Genomic DNA, 21,178 nt, shown 5'->3' with positions numbered 1-21,178 from the left:
GGCAGCACGGGCGGAGTGACGGACGATAGGGGGGTGACGGTCGCTTGGGGGAAGCGGTCACCAGGGGGAGGCACCGCCGGCCGCCGCCCGGCCTCGTCCGCTCCTCCCCGAGTCGGCACGGAGACGACCCGCCCTGCCCCCGAGAGATCAAGAGACAAGCGTGCTCATAAGACTTCTGCGGACCCATCTGCGCCCGTACAGGAGGCCGCTCGTGCTTCTGGCGCTGCTGCAGCTCCTGCAGACCAGCGCCACGCTCTACCTGCCCACGCTCAACGCGGAGATCATCGACAACGGCGTCGTCAACGGCGACACCGGCTACATCCTGTCGCACGGCTCGGTGATGCTCGCCACCACGGTCGCGCAGGTCGTGTGCAACGTGGGAGCCGTCTTCTACGGTGCCCGCACGGCGTCCGCGTTCGGCCGGGACGTCCGGGGTGCCATCTTCGACCGCGTGCAGTCCTTCTCGGCCCGTGAGGTCAGCCACTTCGGTGCGCCCACGCTGATCACCCGGACCACCAACGACGTGCAGCAGGTGCAGACCCTCGTACTGATGTCGTTCACCCTGATGGCCTCCGCGCCGATCATGTGCGTCGGTGGTGTGGTGATGGCGCTCGGCCAGGACGTGCCGCTGTCCGGGGTGCTGCTGGCCGTGGTACCGGTACTCGCCATCGCCGTCAGCCTGATCGTGCGCCGTCTGCGCCCGCTGTTCCGCGCCATGCAGAAGCGCCTGGACACCGTCAACCGCGTCCTGCGCGAGCAGATCACCGGCAACCGCGTGATCCGCGCCTTCGTGCGCGAGCGCTACGAGAAGGAGCGCTTCCACGGTGCCAGCGACGAGCTGACCCAGGCGTCGCTGGGCACCGGGCGGATGCTGGCGCTGATGTTCCCGCTGGTGATGACGGTGGTGAACCTGTCCTCGGTCGCGGTGGTCTGGTTCGGCTCGCACCGGGTGGACAGCGGCGGGATGGAGATCGGCCAGCTAACCGCCTTCCTCGCGTACCTCATGCAGATCGTGATGGCCGTGATGATGGCCACGTTCATGTTCATCATGGTGCCGCGCGCCGAGGTGTGCGCCGAGCGCATCGAGGAGGTGATGGACACGGAGAGCAGCGTCACGCCGCCCACCGCGCCGGTGCACCGGCTGCGCAGCCACGGCCATCTGGAGGTCCGTGCGGCGGGCTTCCGCTACCCCGGCGCCGAGGAGCCCGTGCTGAAGGGCGTGAGCCTGGTCGCGCAGCCCGGCGAGACGACCGCGGTGATCGGCTCGACCGGCAGCGGCAAGTCGACCCTGCTGGGCCTCGTGCCCCGGCTCTTCGACGCGACCGAGGGCGCGGTGCTGGTCGGCGGCACCGACGTCAGGGACGTCGACCCGGCGCTGCTGGCGAAGACGGTGGGACTCGTCCCGCAGAAGCCCTACCTGTTCTCGGGCACGGTCGCCACCAACCTGCGCTACGGCAACCCGGACGCGTCCGACGACGAGCTGTGGCACGCGCTGGAGGTCGCGCAGGCCCGGGACTTCGTCGAGAAGCTGGACGGCGGTCTCAACTCACCGATCGCCCAGGGCGGCACCAATGTGTCCGGCGGCCAGCGGCAGCGGCTGGCGATCGCGCGCACGCTCGTCCAGCGCCCGGAGATCTACCTCTTCGACGACTCCTTCTCCGCGCTCGACTACGCGACCGACGCGGCGCTGCGCGCGGCCCTGAGTGCGGAGACCGCGCAGGCGACGGTGGTGATCGTCGCCCAGCGGGTCTCCACCATCCGGGAGGCGGACCGCATCATCGTCCTCGACGAGGGCCGTGTGGTCGGCACCGGGCGGCACCACGAACTGATGACCGACAACGAGACCTACCGGGAGATCGTCCTCTCCCAACTGACGGAAGCGGAGGCCGCCTGATGTCGGGGCCGGGCGCACGGATGATGGCCGGCACCAGGCCGACCCAGCGGTCGATGGACTTCAAGGGCTCCAGCAGACGGCTGATCAGGCAGTTCAGGCCCGAGCGGCCCACGATGATCGTGATGGTCTGTGCCGGGGTGCTGAGCGTGGCCCTCTCGGTGGTCGGCCCGAAGATCCTGGGGCGGGCCACCGACCTCGTGTTCGGCGGCATCATCGGCCGCAGGATGCCGGCCGGAGTGACCAGGGACCAGGCCATCCAGGGGCTGCGGGCACGCGGCCAGGGCGGCGTCGCCGACATGCTCTCCGGGATCGACTTCACCCCGGGCAGGGGCATCGACTTCGACGCGGTCGGCATGGTGCTGCTGCTGGCGACCTGCACGTTCCTGGTGGCGGGCCTGCTGATGGCGGTCTCCACCCGGCTGGCGAACCGGGCGATCAACCTGACCGTGTTCCGGCTGCGCGGCGAGGTGCAGGCCAAGCTCTCGCGGCTGCCGCTGTCGTACTTCGACCAGCGGCAGCGCGGTGAGGTGCTCAGCCGCGCCACCAACGACCTGGACAACCTCGGCCAGACCCTCCAGCAGACCATGGGCCAGTTGATCAACTCCCTGCTGACCATCGTCGGCGTGCTGGTCATGATGTTCTGGATCTCCTGGGTGCTCGCGCTGGTCGCGCTCGTCACCGTGCCGCTGTCGTACGTGGTCGCCACCACCATCGGCAAGCGCTCGCAGCCGCAGTTCGTGCGCCAGTGGAGCTCCACGGGGGCGCTGAACGCCCACATCGAGGAGATGTACACCGGCCACACGCTGGTGAAGGTCTTCGGCCGCCAGGAGGAGTCGGCCCGGCTGTTCGCCGAGCAGAACGACGCCCTCTACGAGGCGGGGTTCAAGGCGCAGTTCAACAGCGGCATCATGCAGCCGCTGATGCTGTTCGTCTCCAACCTCAACTACGTACTGGTCGCGGTCGTCGGCGGGCTGCGGATCGCCTCGGGCACGCTGTCGATCGGCGACGTGCAGGCATTCATCCAGTACTCGCGGCAGTTCTCGATGCCGTTGACGCAGGTCGCGTCGATGGCGAACCTGGTGCAGTCCGGTGTGGCCTCCGCCGAACGGGTCTTCGAACTGCTGGACGCCGAGGAGCAGGAGGCCGACCCGGTCCCCGGCGAGAAGCCGGAGCGGTTGCGCGGACGGGTCGAGCTGGAGCACGTCTCGTTCCGCTACGACTTGGACAAGCCGCTGATCGAGGACCTCTCGCTGACGGTCGAGCCCGGGCAGACGGTCGCGATCGTCGGCCCGACCGGTGCGGGCAAGACCACCCTGGTGAACCTGCTGATGCGGTTCTACGAGGTGACGGGCGGGCGGATCACGCTCGACGGCGTCGACGTGGCGAGGATGTCCCGCGACGAGCTGCGCTCCGGCATCGGGATGGTGCTCCAGGACACCTGGCTGTTCGGAGGCACCATCGCGGAGAACATCGCCTACGGTGCGCCCGGCGAGGTCACCCGGGAGCAGGTGGAGGAGGCGGCACGCGCTGCACACGCGGACCGCTTCATCCGGACGCTGCCGGACGGCTACGACACGGTGATCGACGACGAGGGGACGGGCGTCAGCTCCGGGGAGAAGCAGCTCATCACCATCGCCCGGGCGTTCCTCTCGGACCCGGTGATCCTGGTGCTCGACGAGGCGACCAGCTCCGTCGACACCCGCACGGAACTGCTGATCCAGAAGGGGATGGCGAAGCTGGCGCACGGCAGGACGTCGTTCGTGATCGCGCACCGGCTCTCCACGATCCGGGACGCGGACACCATCCTCGTCATGGAGAGCGGCTCGATCGTGGAGCAGGGCACGCACCAGTCCCTGCTGCTGGCCGGGGGCGCGTACGCGCGGCTGTACGCGGCGCAGTTCGCCCAGGCGGTCGCGGAGGTGGACTGACCGAGGGACCGGCCGAGGGACCGGCCGAGGGGCGGAAACCCCCATGTCCCGGCTCCTGGGCCGCCGCCGGGTCCAGGAAGCCCCTTCTTGGCTCGGGGCGTCCTGGGCCCGGGGCCTCTTGGCCCGGGGCCGCGCCCGAGCGGCTGGGCAGCGCGCCCGCGGCGGCCCGGCCGGCGCAGGGCCGGGTCGGTCCCCCGCGGCGGCGGGCCGGTGGACGGCGGCGGGCCCGGTGGACAGGGACGTGGCGCCGGGTCAGTCCAGGTAGCCCCTGAGCTGATCGGCCAGCGCGTGGTCGCGGAGCTTGCCGAGGGTCTTGGACTCGATCTGCCGGATGCGCTCCCGGGTCACGCCGAAGATCCGGCCGATCTCCTCCAGGGTCCGCGGCCGCCCGTCCGCGAGCCCGTACCTCAACTGCACCACCTTCCGCTCCCGCTCCCCGAGGGTGGAGAGCACCGCGTCCAGGTGCTGGCGCAGCAGCAGGAACGCGGCGGACTCCACGGGGGAGGCCGCGTCGCCGTCCTCGATGAGGTCGCCGAGGGCGACGTCGTCCTCCTCGCCGACCGGAGCATGCAGCGACACCGGCTCCTGCGCGAGGCGCAACACCTCGCTCACCCGCTCATGGGTCAGGTCGAGCTGGGCGGCGACCTCCTGCGGCGTCGGCTCGTACCCGCGTTCCTGGAGCATCCGCCGCTGGATCCGGATGACGCGGTTGATGAGTTCCACGACGTGCACGGGGACGCGGATGGTGCGCGCCTGGTCGGCGAGGGCGCGGGACATGGCCTGCCGGATCCACCAGGTGGCGTAGGTGGAGAACTTGTAGCCACGCGCGTAGTCGAACTTCTCGACCGCCCTGATCAGCCCGAGATTGCCCTCCTGCACCAGGTCCAGCATGGTCAGTCCGCGGCCGACGTACCGTTTGGCCACCGACACCACGAGCCGCAGGTTGGCCTCGATCAGGCGCCGCTTGGCCATCCGCCCCATTACCACCAGCCGGTCCAGGTCCATGGCGAGCCGGGAGTCGAGGTCGGCGGCGGTGCCGAGCCGCTCCTCGGCGAAAAGCCCGGCCTCGACCCGGCGGGCCAGCTCGACCTCGTCGGCGGCGGTGAGCAGCGGTATGCGGCCGATCTCACGGAGGTACTGCCGGAACAGATCGGAGGACGGCCCCTGGGACTCGGCACGCACGGCGGCACCGACCGGTGTGATCTGACCGGATTCCATCGCCTCGGCCATGTCCGGGCCGGACCTGCCGTCCACCGGCGGGGCGTCCGCCGCCGAGGAGGAGCCGTCCGAAGCGGCCGCGGGCCCGGACTCGGGGTGGTGGGCGGCCCGATCCTGTGCGGGCACCGCGGGCAGGACGTCGGTCGCCGCGCCGGTGTCCGCGGCGCCGTCGACAGGGGTGAGGGTCTGGGTCTGCACGGGGGCGACCTCCAGGATGATCGCTGCTGAGGCATGCGACAGCGGTAGGGCGGGACCGGTGTCGGCGGCCGCGCCGCTGACCGTCCCGGACACGATGAGCGGAACCGCGAGGGTGGGGCGCCCGCCTTGGGCGGGCCGGCCGCGCTCCGAGGACTCAGGCACCGCACCCCAGTGTGCGCTACGACACATCTCCGCCACGAGGGGCGTGCGACGACTTTTTGAGTCCTGGCCGTGACCGTTCGGTTACCCTGCCGCCTCAGAGGGCGTCCGCGCCCCGTTCGCGCAGGGAGCGCCCGTACTGCTGCAGGACCCACAACTCGTTCTGCACGGCGGCCAGATGGGCCGGGTCACCGCCGGTCGACAGGCGGGTCAGGGTGCCCTGGATCTCCTGGACCCGGCGATCCACCGCGCGCAGCCGGACCTGCACCAGTTGGGTGGCCGCGTAGATGTCGTCGACGGTCCTGCGCAGGATCGTCTCGACGGCGAGTTCGGTGACCATCGCTCGGACCGTGTCGTCCGGCGCGGCCTCGCGGACCCGGGCCAGGTAGTCCGGGCCGTCCTTCGCGCCGAGTTCGGCGCCGCCCGCCTCTTCGATGGCCACGCGCACCGCCGCGTACGGCGGTGCCGTGAACTCGTCGGCGCCGTAGGCGTCGAAGGCCGGCGAGACCAGCTCCGGGTACTGGAGGGCGAGTTTCAGCAGTTCCCGCTCGGTGCGGTGGGCGGGGCTGCGGAGGTTGAGCGCGGGCCCTGCGTGGCGCGCGGGGCGGGCCGGGCCGGGTGCCGGGGCGCCGTGCGGGGCGCGCGGGGGGCCGGCGGGTGCCGGGCCGCGGCCGCCGCGGTCGCGGGCCCAGCGCGCCAGTTGCGCCACCCGCCTCACCACGAACTGCGTGTCCAGGATGCCGAGCATGCCCGCGAGCTGCACCGCCACCTCGTGCTGGGAGGCGCTGTTCTTGATGCGGGCCACCACGGGCCCCGCCTCGTCCAGCGCCGCCGCACGGCCCGCCGGCGTCTCCAGGTCGTAGCGGGCCACGATCTGGCGCAACGCGAACTCGAAGAGCGGGGTGCGCGGCTCGACCAGGTCGCGCACGGCGTCCTCGCCCTTGGCGATGCGCAGCTCGCAGGGGTCCATGCCGTCGGGTGCGATGGCGATGTAGGTCTCGGCGGCGAACTTCTGGTCGTCCTCGAAGGCCCGCAGTGCCGCCTTCTGGCCCGCCGCGTCGCCGTCGAAGGTGAAGATCACCCGTGCCGAGCCGTTGTCCATCAGCAGTCTGCGGAGGATCTTGATGTGATCGCCGCCGAAGGCGGTGCCGCAGGTCGCGATGGCCGTGGTGACCCCGGCGAGGTGGCAGGCCATGACGTCCGTGTAGCCCTCGACGACGACGGCCCGGCTGGACTTGGCGATCTCCTTCTTGGCGAGGTCGATGCCGTACAGGACCTGGGACTTCCGGTAGATCGCGGTGTCCGGGGTGTTGAGGTACTTCGGCCCCGTGTCGTCATCGCGCAGGCGGCGGGCGCCGAAGCCGACGACGTCCCCGGCGATGTCCCGGATGGGCCACATCAGCCGGCCGCGGAACCGGTCGATGGGGCCCCGCCGGCCCTCCTGCGAGAGTCCGGACAGCAGCAGTTCCTTGTCGCTGAAGCCCTTGCCGCGCAGGTAGCGGGTGAGGTGGTCCCAGCCGGCCGGGCTGTAGCCGACACCGAAGTGGACGGCGGCGGCCTGGTCGAAGCCGCGCTCGGCGAGGAACACGCGGCCGGCCTCCGCCTCCGCTCCGGTGTCCAGTTGCTCGGCGTAGAACTGCGCCGCGACCCTGTGGGCCTCCACCAGGCGGATGCGCTCACCGCGCTGGTGTGCGGGGTTGTAGCCGCCTTCCTCGTAGCGCAGGGTGATACCGGCCTGGGCGGCCAGGCGCTCGACCGCCTCGGAGAAGGTGAGGTGGTCGACCTTCATCACGAAGGTGATGGTGTCGCCGCCCTCCTGGCAGCCGAAGCAGTGGAAGAGGCCCTTGCTCGGGCTGACCTGGAAGGAGGGGGACTTCTCGTCGTGGAAGGGGCACAGCCCCTTCAGGTTGCCGCCGCCCGCGTTGCGCAACTGGAGGTACTCGGACACCACGGCGTCGATCGGGACCGCGTCCCGTACCGCCTTCACGTCCTCGTCGTTGATCCTGCCGGCCACGCGGAGATTCTACGGCGCCGCGGCACCGCGGGGGTACGCGCAAGGGTGCGACCGGTCACCCCTGAGCGGGCGGCCGCCGCCGGCACGCGGGGGCCCCTGCGGCCCCCTCCCGCCCACCGGGCGGCGGCCGTGCGCGGCCGTGGAAAGGGCCGTGGACGACCGCGGGCGGGCGGGGTCCTCCTCCGGTCCCGGGCCTGCGGCGGGCCGCGGGAAAGGTGCGGTCCCGGGCCGCCGGCGGGTCAGCCGGCGAGGGAGTCCAGGGGCACGGACGGATCCGCCAGGGCGTCCGCGTCCACCCGGGTGCGGGCGGCGATCAGCTTCTGGACGGGCCCGGTGACGTCCCACACGTTGACGTTCATCCCGGCGAGCACCCGCCCGTCCGCGAGCCAGAAGGCGATGAACTCCCGTTTGGCGGCGTCCCCGCGCAGCACCACCTGGTCGTAGGATCCGGGCGGCGCCCAGCCCGAGTACTCCAGGCCCACGTCGTACTGGTCGGAGAAGAAGTACGGCACCCGCTCGTAGCTGACCTCGCGGCCGAGCATGGCGCGGGCGGCCGCGGGGCCGCCGTTCAGCGCGTTGGCCCAGTGCTCGACGCGCAGCCGGTCGCCGCCGAACAGCGGGTGCCGTGCGGCGGCCACGTCGCCGGCGGCGTAGATGTCCGGGTCCGAGGTGCGCAGCGAGGCGTCCACGGCGATCCCGCCGCCGCGGGCGGCATCGACCAGGTCAAGGCCGGCGGACTCGGCGAGGGCGGTGCGCGGGGCGGCGCCGATCGCGGCGAGCACGTCGTGCGCGGGATGCTCCTCGCCGTCGTCGGTGCGGGCCGCGAGGACCATGCCGTCCTGGCCGACGATCTCGGTGAGCCGGGCGCCGAAGTGGAAGCGGACGCCGTGCTCGGCGTGCAGGTCGGTGAAGATCTGGCCGACCTCGGGCCCGAGCACCCCGTACAGCGGTGCCGCCTGCGGTTCCACGACGGTGACCTCGGCACCGTACTCGCGCGCGGCCGCGGCGGCCTCCAGACCGATCCAGCCCGCGCCGGCGATCACCAGGTGGCCGTTGTCCCGGCCGAGCGAGGCGAGGACGCCGCGCAGCCGCTCGGCGTGCGCGAGCCGCCGCAGGTGGTGCACGCCGGCGAGGCCGGTACCGGGGATGTCGAGCCTGCGCGGCTCCGCACCGGTGGCCAGCAGCAGCTTGTCGTAGCGGACCAGGGTGCCGTCGCCGAGCCGTACCGCCTTCTGCGAGCGTTCGACGGCGACGGCGAACTGGCCGAGGTGGAGTTCGACGTCGGCCTGTGCGTACCAGGCGGGCTCGTGGACGAAGACGCTGTCGCGCGGCTCCTTGCCGAGCAGGTAGCCCTTGGACAGCGGCGGGCGCTCGTACGGATGGTCACGCTCGTCGCCGATGAGGATCACCCGCCCGGTGAAGCCCTCGGCGCGGAGCGTCTCCGCCGCCTTCGCTCCGGCCAGGCCTCCTCCGACGATGACGAACGTCTGATCCGCGTCGACCACTTGGTGCCTCCTCCTGTTGACCATGGCGCCCTATGCGAGCCTCCCGCACCCTGCCTGCCGCGGGAAGAGGGAGTGGCCCGAACAGGCCAGTGGTCGTCACACCCGGTGCCCGCGAGGCCCGCCGGGACACGGGTCCCGCGGGGCCGGGCGCCGGCGGGCCACCCCGCCCCGGGGGGCCGCTCAGGCCGCCCGCCGCGTGAACCTGCGGTGCAGGGCGCGGGCGGTGGCGTCGGTGAGGGACGCGATCTGGTCGACGATCACACGTTTGCGGGCCCGGTCGTCCGCGGCCGTGTCGAACAGCGCCCGGAACTGCGGGTCCAGGCCCTCCGGCGCCCGTGCCGCGAGGGCGGCGGCCAGCTCGGCGACGATCACCCGCTGGTCGGCGCGGAGCCGCTCCTGCTCGGCGCGCTGCATGACGTACAGGTCGGCGACGGCCTTGAGGACCGCGCACTCGTTGCGGGTGGCGCGCGGCACCACGAGCTGTGCCTCGTACCTGCTGAGCCCGCCGGCGCCGGACCCGGCCCGCCCGCCGCCGGGCCGGGGCCCCCAGCGGGCGTGCGTGGCGGACTCGGCGGCCAGGCAGAACCGGCCGATGAGCTGGCTGGTGGCGTCCTTGAGGCGGGCCTGGGCCACGGAGGAACCGTCGTACCCGTGCGGCCACCACTCCTGGTCGAGCAGCCGGTCGAGCGCCTCAGCCAGCTCCTCGGGGCCGGTGTCCGCGGGGACGTACCTGCCGATCGCCACGTCGAGGATCGCGCGGCGCTCCGGCTCGGCGCAGAGCGCGTTGGGGTCCACGTGTCCGGCGTGCAGGCCGTCCTCCAGGTCGTGCACCGAGTAGGCGACGTCGTCGGACCAGTCCATGACCTGGGCCTCGAAGCAGATGCGGTACGGCGGGGCGCCCCTGCGGAACCAGTCGAAGACGGGCCGGTCGTCCTCGTACACGCCGAACTTCCGCGAGTCCGGGTCGGTGGGGTGGCCGCCGAGCGGCCAGGGGTATTTGGTGGCGGCGTCGAGAGCCGCACGGGTGAGGTTGAGGCCCACGCTGACCAGTTCCTCGGACGGTCCTGGCGGGTTCCCCGGCGTCTGCTGCGGCGGGTCCGCGGACGGACCGCCCGCGGCACCCGCCCGGGTCACGGTGCCCGCCCGGACGAACCGCTTGGGTTCGAGGCGGGTGAGCAGCCGCAGTGACTGGGCGTTGCCCTCGAAGCCTCCGCAGTCCTTCGCGACCTCGTTCAGGGCCTGTTCGCCGTTGTGGCCGAAGGGCGGATGGCCGAGGTCGTGGGAGAGGCAGGCGGTCTCGACGAGGTCGGGGTCGCAGCCGAGGGCCGCGCCGAGCTCGCGGCCCACCTGGGCGCACTCCAGGGAGTGCGTCAGACGGGTGCGGGGGCTCGGGTCCCACGCCTGGCTGTAGGTGCCGGGGGTGACGACCTGCGTCTTGCCTGCGAGCCTGCGCAGCGCCGCGGAGTGCAGCACGCGCGCGCGGTCACGCTGGAACGCGGTGCGTCCCGGGCGCTTGTCCGGCTCCGCGGCCCAGCGTTCCAGGGCCGCGGCGTCGTAGCGCGCGGCGCCCGGGAACGGCGCCGGCGGCACGGAGGGCGCGGACGGCGTCGGGGACGCAGACGACGCAGACGACGCTGAGGAGGAGGGGTGCACAGCCTCCCCCGTGCCCGGTGTGGTGCCTTCCATGCACCGACAGTACGCGCAAAGGGGGCGTTCCGGCCGGGTACGCGGGCGCGGGGACGCGGCCGGGCGCGGGGGCCGGCGGGTCCGGTCCCTCGCTGCCGGGAGGGGCGGGTGAGCGCGGCCCGGGAGCGCCGTCCGGGCCCTAGGCGGAGGTGAGGCGGTGGGGCTGAGGACGGCGCCGGGCGGCCGTGGCGAGGGCCTGGTCGTAGCGGTGCAGGAGGAGGCGGGCCATGGCGGGGTGGGCGCCCAGGGGCGCGGAGGCGCATCCTGCGGCCGCATCCGCGCTCTGGGTCGCGAACCGCCCCGGGGCGGTGAAGTACGAGGCGACGACGGTGTGCCGCCAGCCGCCGATCGCCAGCATCCGTAGCGCCTCGGGCACGCTCGGCGCGGCAGCGGACGCGTACGCCGGGACCACCGGCACTCCGAGGCGGGCGGCGAGCAGCGCGGCCGTCGCACGGGTGTCCACGGCCGCGTCCGGGTCACGGGAGCCTGCCGCGGCCAGCACGACGGCGTGCGTGGCGGACGGGTGCGGACGGCGGCGCGGGCGCCCGCCGCGGATGCGGGGCACGGCCCCGTGCCCCGTGGTCGCCCGGGCGGCGGACACCTCGCGGGCGCCGGGCCCCGGGGGGCCGTCGGCGGGACCGGGCACCCGCCAGCCCGCTTCGAGCAGCCGCTCGTGGAGCACTTCGGCGAGCAGCGGATGCGGTCCGAGCGGGGCGGCGAAACAGCTCTCCAGGTGCGGCGCGTCGGCCGCGGCGGCCGGTATGTCGTACGAGACGTGGTGCCCGCGGCCGAGCAGCAGGGGCACCAGCACCGCGCGGCCGGGCGGCAGGGCGGCGAGCGCGGCGGACAGCGGCGGCTCGTTCAGCTCGATGTGCCCGAACCGCACAGTGAGTTCCGGCCGCAGCGCCCGCACCAGGCCGAGCAGGGCCCGGACGGTGTCGAGCGCCCGCGGGTCACGGCTGCCGTGCGCCACGGCGACAAGCGCGGGCGGGGCTCCCGCGGCGCGGGCGGGGAGTGCGCTGCGCGGATTGCTGGACACCGTCGTGAGCGGATTGCCTGGCACCGTCATGAAGCGATGGTGGCCCCGGCACGTTGCGGTCCCGTTGCACGGCGGTCACAGCCGCTTTCTGCCCGGCTCACGGTGCTCGCGGGGCGGTTGTCAGTGGGGTGTCCTACGGTGGATCACCGACAACCGGTGAGGGGGCGGGAGCGGGGATGCGCGGGCGTCGGGCGCGCGGGTGTGTGGGCGCGCGGGTGTGTGGGCGCGCGGGTGTCGGGAGTCACGGGGACGGGACAGGGGGTCTGATGGGGCATGGCGGGAGCACCGAGGGGGCGGGTCCTCCGCAGCGGGCGGAGAGGGGCCTGTCCGAGGGGCCTCGGCGCGACGGCGCACGGGAGCCGCGGAAGCGCCCGGACGCCCGGGCGTCCGCGGGGGCTGCGGGGTCCGCGGAGCGTGCCGGGGAGCGGGAGCGGTCGGCGGCGGGCGCGCCCGCGCAGGCGCGGGGGCCCGCGGGGCGGTCGGGGGCGGGGCCGGCGGCGGAGCGGTGGCGCGGGCGGGGCCCCGCGCGGGTGCCGTGGTGGCCTGCGTGGCCGGGGATGCCGAGGGACCGCGCGGGCCGGCGGCGCGCCGTGCAGGTCCTCATGGGCCTGTGCGTGCTCGCCCTGCTGCCCGCCACCTGGATGTTCCTGACCGCGGACGGCCGCCTGCGCACCCCGGGCGACGTGCCGCGCACGGAGGTGGCGGTCGTCTTCGGCGCGGGCCTGTGGGACGGCGAACCGTCCCCCTACCTCGCCCACCGCCTGGACACCGCGGCCCTGCTGTACACGACCGGCCGCATCAAGGTCGTCCTGGTCACCGGCGACAACAGCCGCAAGGACTACGACGAGCCCGACGCCATGCGCGCCTACCTCGCCCGGCACGGCGTGCCCGGCCGGCGGGTCGTGACCGACTACGCGGGCTTCGACACCTGGGACTCGTGCATACGCGCCAGGAAGGTCTTCGGAGTGCGGCGCGCGGTGCTGATCAGCCAGGACTTCCACATCCGCCGTGCGGTCGCGCTCTGCAGGGCCGCCGGGCTCACCCCGTACGGCGTCGGGGTCGCCGACGTCCGCGACACGACCTGGTACTACGGCGCCACCAGAGAACTGTTCGCCGCGGCCAAGGCCGCCGTGGACGCCGCCGTCCGGCCGGACCCGCGCTTCCTCGGCCCCAGGGAGAAGGGCATAGCCGAGGCACTGGCCCGGGCGGGGTGACGGGTACGGGGCGAGGGATGCGGCGCCACGGGCACGGGGCGACGGGTACGGGCCACAGGTGCGGGGCGCCGTGCCCGCGGCCCGCCCGATCTCTCGCCCATGGACCATCCCCACCTCACGCCCGTGGACCCGCCTCACCGCACGCCCGCCGGCCCGGGGAGCCGCCCGTACCGGCGCCGTAACCCGTGCGGCCGGGCCCCGTAACACGCACGGTGCACCGTGCGGATATGCAGCCGCGCACTCCCACCCACTGCCCCTACTGCGCCCTCCAGTGCGGCATGAACCTCGTGCCGGGACCGGCGGGCGTGGCCGTCGCCGAGCGCCCCGACTTCCCGGTGAACCGCGGCGCCCTGTGCGGCAAGGGCCGCACCGCGACCGCCCTGCTCTCCCCCGCCGCCCGGCTGACGGAGCCGCTCGTGCGCACGGCCTCGGGCGACCTGGCGCCGGCGAGCTGGGCCGAGGCCCTGGACCGGGTGGCCGAGGGCCTCGCCCGGGCGCGGACGGCGGGCGGCGCGGACGCCTGCGGGGTGTTCGGCGGCGGCGGGCTGACCAACGAGAAGGCGTATGCGCTGGGGAAGTTCGCGCGGGTGGTGCTCGGCACCTCGCAGATCGACTACAACGGCCGGTTCTGCATGGCGTCGGCGGCGGTCGGCCAGCAGCGGGCGTTCGGCCTGGACCGCGGGCTGCCGTTCCCGCTGGCGGACGTCGCCCGCACCGGTTGCGTGATCCTGGTCGGCTCCAACCTCGCCGAGACGATGCCGCCCGCGCTGCGCTACCTGACGGAGCTGAAGGCGAACGGCGGCCGGCTGGTCGTCGTCGATCCACGCCGCACCAGGACCGCCGAGCAGGCCGACCTGCACCTGGCCCCCCGGCCCGGCACCGACCTCGCACTCGCGCTCGGCCTGCTGCACCTGGTGGTGGCCGAGGGGCACCTGGACGAGGCGTTCATCGGGGAGCGGACCAGCGGCTGGGAGCAGGCGCGGGCCGCGGCGATGGCGCACTGGCCGGAGCGCGTGGAGCGGATCACGGGAGTACCGGTGCCGCTGCTGCGGGAGGCGGTGCGGATGTTCTGCACGGCCGGGTCGTCGATGGTGCTCACCGCCCGCGGCCCGGAGCAGCAGTCCAAGGGCACCGACACGGTCGGCGCGTGGATCAACCTCTGCCTCGCCACCGGGCGCGCGGGCCGGCCGCTGTCCGGGTACGGCGCCCTGACCGGTCAGGGCAACGGCCAGGGCGGGCGCGAGCACGGCCAGAAGGCCGACCAGTTGCCGGGCTACCGCAAGCTGACGGACCCGGCTGCGCGGCGGCACGTCGCCGAGGTGTGGGGCGTCGACCCCGACCGGCTGCCGGGGCCCGGCCGCAGTGCCTACGAGCTGTTGGAGGCGCTCGGCTCCGACGTCCGCGCACTGCTGCTGATGGGGTCCAATCCGGTCGTCTCCGCGCCGCGCGCCGCACACGTCGAGGAACGGCTGCGCGCACTGGACTTCCTGGCCGTGGCCGACGTGGTGCTCTCCGAGACGGCGGCGCTCGCGGACGTGGTGCTGCCGGTGACCCAGTGGGCCGAGGAGACCGGGACGGTCACCAACCTGGAGGGCCGGGTGCTGCTACGGCGGCAGGCCGTGGCACCGCCGCCCGGCGTCAGGTCGGACCTCGCCGTTCTCGGCGAGCTGGCCGCACGGCTCGGTGTGGAGAAGGGGTTCCCGGCGGACCCCGAGGAGGTCTTCGGCGAGCTGCGCCGGGCGTCGGCGGGCGGCCCCGCGGACTACTCGGGCATCACCTACCGTGCGCTCGCGGCGGGCGAGGGCGTGTTCTGGCCGTGCCCGGCGCCGGAGGAGGAACAGTCCGGCAGCACGGGGCCGGACCCGGACGGGAGGCCCGACCCGGACGGGAGGCCCGACCCGGACGGGAGGCCCGACCCGGACGGGTGGCCCGAGCCGGGCAGGAGGCCCGGCCCGGACGGGCCGCTCCGAGGCGGACCGCTCCGTGACGGGCCATTGCCTGACGGGCCATTCCCTGGCGGGCCCTCACCTGCTGGGCCGCTCCCCGGCAAGCCGCTCACGGACAGCCCGCTCCCCGACGTGCGGCGGCCGCCGGACACACCGGCCGGTACACCCCGCCTCTTCCTCGACCGCTTCGCCACCGAGGACGGACGTGCCCGGTTCGCACCGGTGACGCACCGGCCCGCCGCGGAGGAGCCGGACGCCGAGTACCCGGTGTTCCTCACCACGGGAAGGGTCCTGGCGCACTACCAGTCCGGGGCGCAGACCCGGCGGGTGGCCGAGCTCGACGCCGCGGAACCGGGCCCGTTCGTCCAGTTGCACCCCCGCCTGGCCGCCCGGATCGGGGTCGCCGAGGGCGAGCGGATCGCCGTCGTCTCACGGCGCGGCCGGGCCGTGGCACCGGCCCGCATCAGTACGGCCATCCGTGCGGACACGGTCTTCATGCCCTTCCACTGGCCGGGCGAGGGACGCGCCAACACGCTGACCAACCCGGCGCTCGACCCCGCCTCGCGGATGCCCGAGTTCAAAGTGTGCGCGGTGCGGGTGGAGCGTGCCGAGGGCTGAGTGCGCGGGCGGACGGCAGCAGTGCGGGAAGCGCTGGTCGGCGCCTCACCACGGCCGCCCGCCGCCGCGCTCCGTGCCGCGCTCCGGCACGCAGGCCCGCACCGGCACGCCGGCCCGCGCCGGACCACCGCCGTGCCCGCGCACGCGCCCACGCCCGCGCCCGCGCCGGAGGCCCGCGCCACCCGCCGGCTCCGCCCGCCCCACCGCACCACGTCCCGTCCGTCCCGTCCGTCCCGTCCCACCGCCGCACGCGCGCCACCGGGGCACGGGGCCACCACCGGTGCCGCCCTGTCCGTACTGGCCGGCCTGGCGGGCCCACCGTTCTCGCAGCAGCCGACCACCGGGGTCGGCCCACCACCGGTGGCGGGCCCACCGTCGAGGGGGCGGGCCCACCGTCCGGCACGAACGCGCCCCGCCCCCGCCCCCGCCCCTGCGCTATCCGGCCGTCTCCTCCTCCAGCCAGCCCAGGTAGCCCGCACTGCCGCGGACCACCGGTGTGGCGATGATCTCGGGCGTGTCGTAGTCGTGGACCGACAGCAGCCACGACTCCAGCTCCGGATAGCGGCCCTCGCTCGTCTTGAAGAGCACCTGCCACTCCTGCGCTGTCTCGATCTCCCCCTTCCACCGGTAGACGGACGTCACCGGCCCGTTGATCTGCGCACACGCGGCATGCCGCGCCCGCACCGCACCGCGTGCCAGGTGTTCCGCCTTCTCCGCGGCGTCCGTGGTGGTCAGCACGGTGAGCCAGGCGGAGGCGCTGGTGTCGGTCGTCATGGGCGTACTCCTCTCGTCCCGCGGTTCCCGCCGGCGGCCCGGTGCCGCACCGGCGCACCCCGCGGTCCCTTCCCTCCGAAACGGTCCACCGATTCTCACCCGTTGCAACCCTTGCACCGCCTCTCCACCCGAGGCGGTATGGACATGCCAGGTCATCAGCCCGTACACCTGATGGGACATCAGCGTGCCGCGTGCGCGCACTCCCGTGTTCCCGAGGAGGCCGACGACACGATGAGACATATCCGAGCGCCCCGCATATCCGCTCCCCTCACCCTCGCCGGCACCCTCGCCGCCGCCGTCACCCTGCTGGCCGCGGCCCTCGCCCCGACAGCCGGTGCGGACGCGCCACCGCAGTGGAGCCGCGCCGACGCCATCCGCCACGCGGAAACGGCGGTCGGCGACCACGCCGCGGACCTCGACCTCACCAAGGCCGAGAAGAGCACCGTCCGCGACGTCGTCGTGGACCCCGACGGCAGCCAGCACGTGCGCTACGACCGCACGTACCGCGGGCTGCCCGTCCTCGGCGGCGACTTCGTCGTCCACCTGGCACCGGACGGCGGCTACCGCGGTGCCGACCGCGCGGTGTCCGGGGACGTGTCCGTACCCTCCGTCACCCCCCTGCTGTCGTCGCAGCGGGCCGCCGGCCTGGGCGCGGGCGCGCTGCGCGGCGCGCACCGCGGCGAGCGGCTCAGCAGCGTGGTGACCAGGCCGGAACTGGTCGTGGACGCGCTGCACGGGGCGCCGCGACTGGCCTGGCGGACCGGCACGGCGGGCAAGGACCCGCTGGGCAACCCGGTGGCCCGGGTGGTGCTCACCGACGCTTCGGACGGCAGCCGGATCGACGCCTGGGACTCGCTGGAGAGCGCCACCGGCGACGGCAAGTCGCTGTACAGCGGCACCGTGCCGTTGCAGACCACCCAGGGCGGCTCCGGCTACGAGCTGTCGGACGCCACCCGGGGCGGCACGTACACCGGTGACGCCCGGAACAAGACCGACCTGTGCATCCTGACCATCTGCATCAGCCGCGCCCCGGCCGACCTGTTCACCGACGCCGACAACCACTGGGGCACGGGCTCCGACACGGACCGCGCCAGCGCGGCGGTCGACGCCCAGTACGGCACGGACACCACCTTCGACTACTACAGGAACGTGCACGGCAGGAACGGCATCGGCAACGACGGCAAGGGCTCGTACAACAGGGTCCACTACGGCAACGCCTACAACAACGCCTTCTGGGACGACACCTGCTTCTGCATGACGTACGGCGACGGCGACGGGACGACCTTCGGACCGCTGGTGGCGCTGGACGTCACCGGCCACGAGATGTCGCACGGCGTCACGGCGGCCACCGCGGGCCTCACCTACTCCGGTGAGTCCGGCGGCCTGAACGAGGCGACGTCGGACATCTTCGGCACGCTCGTGGAGTTCTACGCGAAGAACGCCTCGGACCCCGGGGACTGGCTGATCGGCGAGAAGATCGTCCGGTCCGGCGCCGGCACGCAGGCGCTCAGGTTCATGGACCAGCCCTCGAAGGACGGCCAGTCGGCGGACTGCTGGAGTTCGTCGGTCAAGAACCTGGACGTGCACTACTCGTCCGGGGTCGCGAACCACTTCGCCTACCTGCTCGCCGAGGGCAGCGGGCCGAAGGACATCGGCGGGGTGCGGAGCGACGGCACCACCTGCAACGGATCCTCGCTGACCGGCATCGGCAAGGACAAGCTCGGCGCGCTCTGGTACCGCGCGCTCACCGTCTACATGACCTCCTCCACCGACTACGCGGGCGCGCGCAAGGCCACGCTCTCCGCGGCGTCGGACCTCTACGGTGCGAACAGCGCCGAGCACGCCGCCGTGGCGGCGGCCTGGTCCGCGGTGTCGGTGAACTAGCCCCACCGCGCACACGCACGGCACGCACGCGCACGGCACGCACGCACACGGCACGCACGCACACGCACACGCACCGCACGCGCACGCCACGCACCACCGAGGGCGACCGCCCCGGCCCGATGAGCCGGGGCGGTCGCCCTGTGCCGGGGCGGTCGCCTTGCGCCGGACCGGGGACACTCGTACCGGGCCGGCCGCTCCGCGCCCCGGCGGCGCCCGCATGCCGTGGGCGCCCTCATGCCGTGTACGGATGCTCCTCCTTGGCCGTGCGCAGTGCCCTCGCCCACCACACGAGCTGGTCCACCATGCGCCGAGCGGCCGCGTCCGCCACGGCCGGGTCGCGGTGGCGGCCCTCCTCGTCGAAGTGGCTGCCCGCGTTGTGGAAGGAGACGGTGTCGCGGATCGTGACGGCGTGCAGCTCCGCGAAGACCTGCCGCAGGTGCTCCACGGCACGCAGGCCGCCGGAGACGCCTCCGTAGGAGACCAGTGCGACGGGCTTGGCCTGCCACTCCGCGTAGTGCCAGTCGATGAGGCTCTTCAGCGCGGCCGGGTAGGAGTGGTTGTACTCGGGGGTGAGCACGACGAAGGCGTCGGCGGCGGCGAGCTTCGGGCTGACCCGGGCCAGTTCGGCCGCCACGTCCGGGGAGGGGCGTGAGGTCAGGGCCGTGGGCAGGTCGGTCGCGGCCAGATCGATCACGTCGACGTCGAGGTCGGCGCGCGGTCTCAGCCGGGACAGCAGCCAGTCGGCCACGACGGGCCCGAAGCGCCCGTCGCGGTTGCTGCCGATGACCACGGCGGTCCGGATCGGAAGGGCGCCCGGCGCGGAGCCGGACCCCGGCGCGGGGACCGTGGCGGTCGAAGCGGTCGAAGCAGTCGGAGCGGTCGACGTCGCGGAAGTGGGCGCGGACGTCGGCGTCGGAGTGTCGGTGGTCTGCATGACGGGGAGCCTCCAACTTGAAGGACGCTTCAAGTCAAGCGCGTGACGAGGTTACATTGGCGAGATGTCGACGCACCTCACACCGAACGCCAGGGAACTCACCGTGGGAGAGCTCGCGGAGCGCAGCGGCGTCGCCACCTCTGCCCTGCGCTTCTACGAGCGCGAAGGCCTCATCCACAGCCGCCGCACCGCAGGCAACCAGCGCCGCTACACCCGCGACACGCTGCGCCGGGTGGCCTTCGTGCGCACCTCGCAGCGGCTCGGCATCTCCCTCGCCGCGATCCGCGAGGTGCTGGGCCTGCTGCCGGACGACAGGACTCCGACCCAGGAGGACTGGGCCCGCATCTCCGCGTGCTGGCGCTCCGACCTGGACGCGCGGATCCGCGCCCTCCAGCGCCTGCGCGACAACCTCAGCGACTGCATCGGCTGCGGCTGCCTCTCCCTCGACCGCTGTGCGCTGTCCAATCCGTACGACGAGCTGTCCACCCGCGGCCCGGGCCCGCGGCGGCTGATGGAGGAGTGAGGCGGGCGGCCGCGGCGCCGGTCACCCGTTCACAGCCGTCCACGTCCTACTTCGGAGCCCGCCCGGTGCACCCGCCGTGACCTGCTCAAACGTATCTGTCGCCCTGTCAGGTGCCGTGCGGCGGCAGGTCCTTTGGGCCGCACACGGGAGGCGGGCACGGCCGACTGGCACTTACCTCGGTAGGGCAGGGGCGCGACCGACGCAGCGGCACCTCGGGGGTGCCGCGGGCCGTGCCCCCTCCGAGGAGCGAGCACCATGCGCACAGCCCGCCTACTGACCGCGTCCTTCCTCGCCGCCGCCGTGACGGGCCTGGCCGCGGCGGCACCCGCGCCCGCCGCGGGCCCCGACGGCCTTCAGGTGTCGCCGTTCAGCGCCGCGCCCGGTGCCACGGTCACGGTGCACACCGCCGCGTGCGGCGCGGGCGGCATGGCGACGGGCGACGCCAGCACGGTGGGGGCCGGCAGGTTCGCGCTGGCGCCCGGTGCCGGGCGCCAGACGGGCCGCTTCACGGTGCCCCGGACGGCGCAGCCCGGCACCTACGAGATCGTCGCGACCTGCCAGGACCGTACGCGGGTGAGCGGCGACCTGGCGGTCATGCAGGCGGCCGCCGGGTACGGGGCACCGCCGAAGGGCCATGTGGCGACAGGTGTCGGCGGGGCGCTGGGGCCCGATCCGGTGCGCACCGCAGGCGGCATCGCGGCGCTCGGGGTGGCGGCGGCGGGCGGCACCTGGCTGCTGCACCGACGGGTGCGGGGCGACGCGCTCTGAGTGCGGACGGACGGAAGGGAGCGGCATGGCCAGGACCAGCACCGTACTCATAGCCACCGTCAGCGTGACCGCCCTGGGCACCGGCGCCTGGCTGCTGGGCAGCGGCACCCGGGGCCATCCCCCGCCCCAGCCCTCGGCAGCGCAGGCCGCCCCCTCCGCCGGCGCCCCGGCCGGCCCTGCCGCGGCTCCGCTCGCCCCCGTGGCACCGGAGCGGATACGCATCCCGGCGATCGGTGTGGACGCCCCGCTGGCCGGGCTCGGCCTCACCCCGCGCGGGAGCCTCGCCGTCCCACCGCCGCAGCGCAGGAACCTCGCCGGCTGGTACGAGGACGGCACGGTGCCCGGTGCCACGGGCACCGCCATCGTCGCCGGGCACGTCGACAACGCCGAAGGACCCGCCGTCTTCTTCGGCCTGGGCGCGCTCAGGAAGGGCAGCACGGTCGAGGTGGAGCGCCGGGACGGCACCGTGGCGGTGTTCACAGTGGACGCCGTCGAGGTCTACGACACCGAGAACTTCCCGGACGCCAAGGTGTACGGCGCCGCGCGGCGGCCCGAGCTGAGGGTGATCACGTGCGGCGGCGGCTATTCGGAGCGGACCGGGTACCGGGGCAACGTGGTGGTGTTCGCCCACCTCACGGGCGCGCGGCCGGGCGGCACCCGGCTCAGCGGCACCCGGCTCAGCGGGGCGCGCGGTTCCCCGCCCCCCGGCGGGCCACGCCCCACGTGAGGCGGGCCCCGGGCCCCGGCAGGAGCCGCCGGGCGGTGCGCGCACGGCCCCCGCGGACGATGGCCACCGAGCGCGGACCACAGGTGGGAGCGGCAGTCCCCCGCGGGACAGTGCAGGACCGGAGCCTGCCACGGCCGGGCGCGCGGTCC

Annotated in this window: 15 protein-coding genes; 8 read left to right on the top strand and 7 right to left on the bottom strand. The window is 74.1% G+C overall.

Translation table 11 applies throughout. The annotated features are described in order from the left end of the window. Positions 1-160: 160 nt before the first annotated feature. Both IE313_RS29810 and IE313_RS29805 read left to right on the top strand, forming a co-directional pair. Complete coding sequence (locus IE313_RS29810) at positions 161-1,894, top strand: ABC transporter ATP-binding protein (protein ID WP_189937708.1); 1,734 nt, start codon at positions 161-163, stop codon at positions 1,892-1,894. Continuing rightward, entirely contained in the window at positions 1,894-3,822 is a 1,929-nt protein-coding gene (locus IE313_RS29805; protein WP_189937706.1) for an ABC transporter ATP-binding protein, read from the top strand. The genes IE313_RS29810 and IE313_RS29805 overlap by 1 nt, the downstream gene beginning before the upstream one ends. A 252-nt stretch (positions 3,823-4,074) precedes the next feature. Here IE313_RS29805 and IE313_RS29800 read toward each other — a convergent pair whose 3' ends face one another. From IE313_RS29800 to IE313_RS29780, 5 genes are all read right to left on the bottom strand, one after another. After that, a complete protein-coding gene (locus IE313_RS29800) occupies positions 4,075-5,400 on the bottom strand; it encodes an RNA polymerase sigma factor (protein WP_229925072.1) in 1,326 nt (441 codons plus the stop codon). Between the two features lie 94 nt (positions 5,401-5,494). Further along, positions 5,495-7,411 carry a DNA primase gene (gene dnaG / locus IE313_RS29795; RefSeq protein WP_189937704.1) on the bottom strand — a complete coding sequence of 639 codons (1,917 nt, stop codon included), beginning with the start codon at positions 7,409-7,411 and terminating at the stop codon, positions 5,495-5,497. A 239-nt stretch (positions 7,412-7,650) separates the two neighbouring features. Beyond that, on the bottom strand, positions 7,651-8,916 hold the full coding sequence (locus tag IE313_RS29790) for an NAD(P)/FAD-dependent oxidoreductase (protein WP_189937702.1): 1,266 nt from the start codon (positions 8,914-8,916) through the stop codon (positions 7,651-7,653). Positions 8,917-9,096: 180 nt separating this feature from the next. Beyond that, on the bottom strand, positions 9,097-10,602 hold the full coding sequence (locus tag IE313_RS29785) for a deoxyguanosinetriphosphate triphosphohydrolase (protein WP_189937700.1): 1,506 nt from the start codon (positions 10,600-10,602) through the stop codon (positions 9,097-9,099). 139 nt (positions 10,603-10,741) lie between these two features. Continuing rightward, entirely contained in the window at positions 10,742-11,671 is a 930-nt protein-coding gene (locus IE313_RS29780) for a sirohydrochlorin chelatase (RefSeq protein ID WP_189937698.1), read from the bottom strand. A 527-nt stretch (positions 11,672-12,198) separates the two neighbouring features. Here IE313_RS29780 and IE313_RS29775 point away from each other — a divergent pair. Continuing rightward, positions 12,199-12,855 carry a SanA/YdcF family protein gene (locus IE313_RS29775; protein WP_229925071.1) on the top strand — a complete coding sequence of 219 codons (657 nt, stop codon included), beginning with the start codon at positions 12,199-12,201 and terminating at the stop codon, positions 12,853-12,855. 227 nt (positions 12,856-13,082) lie between these two features. Further along, positions 13,083-15,419: a molybdopterin oxidoreductase family protein gene (locus IE313_RS29770; RefSeq protein ID WP_189937694.1), complete on the top strand. Its 2,337-nt coding sequence runs from the start codon at positions 13,083-13,085 to the stop codon at positions 15,417-15,419. 435 nt (positions 15,420-15,854) lie between these two features. On the opposite strand, the gene cutA is transcribed toward IE313_RS29770, so the two are convergent. Next, complete coding sequence (gene cutA / locus IE313_RS29765; RefSeq protein ID WP_189937692.1) at positions 15,855-16,193, bottom strand: divalent-cation tolerance protein CutA; 339 nt, start codon at positions 16,191-16,193, stop codon at positions 15,855-15,857. 231 nt (positions 16,194-16,424) lie between these two features. Between cutA and IE313_RS29760 the strand changes: the two genes are divergently transcribed. Further along, on the top strand, positions 16,425-18,077 hold the full coding sequence (locus IE313_RS29760) for a M4 family metallopeptidase (RefSeq protein ID WP_189937691.1): 1,653 nt from the start codon (positions 16,425-16,427) through the stop codon (positions 18,075-18,077). A 232-nt stretch (positions 18,078-18,309) separates the two neighbouring features. Here the strand turns inward: IE313_RS29760 and IE313_RS29755 are convergent, their stop codons facing one another. Further along, on the bottom strand, positions 18,310-19,011 hold the full coding sequence (locus IE313_RS29755) for an NADPH-dependent FMN reductase (RefSeq protein WP_189937689.1): 702 nt from the start codon (positions 19,009-19,011) through the stop codon (positions 18,310-18,312). A 64-nt stretch (positions 19,012-19,075) separates the two neighbouring features. Here IE313_RS29755 and soxR point away from each other — a divergent pair, with 64 nt between their 5' ends. From soxR to IE313_RS29740, 3 genes are all read left to right on the top strand, one after another. After that, positions 19,076-19,534 (top strand): redox-sensitive transcriptional activator SoxR, encoded by a 459-nt coding sequence (gene soxR / locus IE313_RS29750; protein WP_189937687.1) that lies wholly within the window; start codon positions 19,076-19,078, stop codon positions 19,532-19,534. A 255-nt stretch (positions 19,535-19,789) separates the two neighbouring features. Next, positions 19,790-20,302 carry a hypothetical protein gene (locus tag IE313_RS29745; protein ID WP_189937685.1) on the top strand — a complete coding sequence of 171 codons (513 nt, stop codon included), beginning with the start codon at positions 19,790-19,792 and terminating at the stop codon, positions 20,300-20,302. Positions 20,303-20,327: 25 nt separating this feature from the next. After that, complete coding sequence (locus tag IE313_RS29740) at positions 20,328-21,029, top strand: class F sortase (RefSeq protein WP_189937683.1); 702 nt, start codon at positions 20,328-20,330, stop codon at positions 21,027-21,029. Positions 21,030-21,178 lie beyond the last annotated feature (149 nt).

The sequence above is a fragment of the Streptomyces sulfonofaciens genome (assembly GCF_014656295.1).
Taxonomy (GTDB): Bacteria; Actinomycetota; Actinomycetes; order Streptomycetales; family Streptomycetaceae; genus Streptomyces; species Streptomyces sulfonofaciens.
The sequence above is the reverse complement of the archived record's forward strand: the minus strand, read 5'-3'. Positions and strand labels throughout refer to the sequence as shown.

Coding starts and splice junctions, on each gene's coding strand:
- soxR (WP_189937687.1), top strand. CDS start 19,076: ATGTCGACGCACCTCACACCGAACGCCAGGGAACTCACCGTGGGAGAG.
- IE313_RS29755 (WP_189937689.1), bottom strand. CDS start 19,011: ATGCAGACCACCGACACTCCGACGCCGACGTCCGCGCCCACTTCCGCG.
- IE313_RS29785 (WP_189937700.1), bottom strand. CDS start 10,602: ATGGAAGGCACCACACCGGGCACGGGGGAGGCTGTGCACCCCTCCTCC.
- IE313_RS29780 (WP_189937698.1), bottom strand. CDS start 11,671: ATGACGGTGCCAGGCAATCCGCTCACGACGGTGTCCAGCAATCCGCGC.
- IE313_RS29805 (WP_189937706.1), top strand. CDS start 1,894: ATGTCGGGGCCGGGCGCACGGATGATGGCCGGCACCAGGCCGACCCAG.
- IE313_RS29760 (WP_189937691.1), top strand. CDS start 16,425: ATGAGACATATCCGAGCGCCCCGCATATCCGCTCCCCTCACCCTCGCC.
- IE313_RS29745 (WP_189937685.1), top strand. CDS start 19,790: ATGCGCACAGCCCGCCTACTGACCGCGTCCTTCCTCGCCGCCGCCGTG.
- cutA (WP_189937692.1), bottom strand. CDS start 16,193: ATGACGACCGACACCAGCGCCTCCGCCTGGCTCACCGTGCTGACCACC.
- IE313_RS29740 (WP_189937683.1), top strand. CDS start 20,328: ATGGCCAGGACCAGCACCGTACTCATAGCCACCGTCAGCGTGACCGCC.
- IE313_RS29775 (WP_229925071.1), top strand. CDS start 12,199: ATGCCGAGGGACCGCGCGGGCCGGCGGCGCGCCGTGCAGGTCCTCATG.
- IE313_RS29770 (WP_189937694.1), top strand. CDS start 13,083: ATGCAGCCGCGCACTCCCACCCACTGCCCCTACTGCGCCCTCCAGTGC.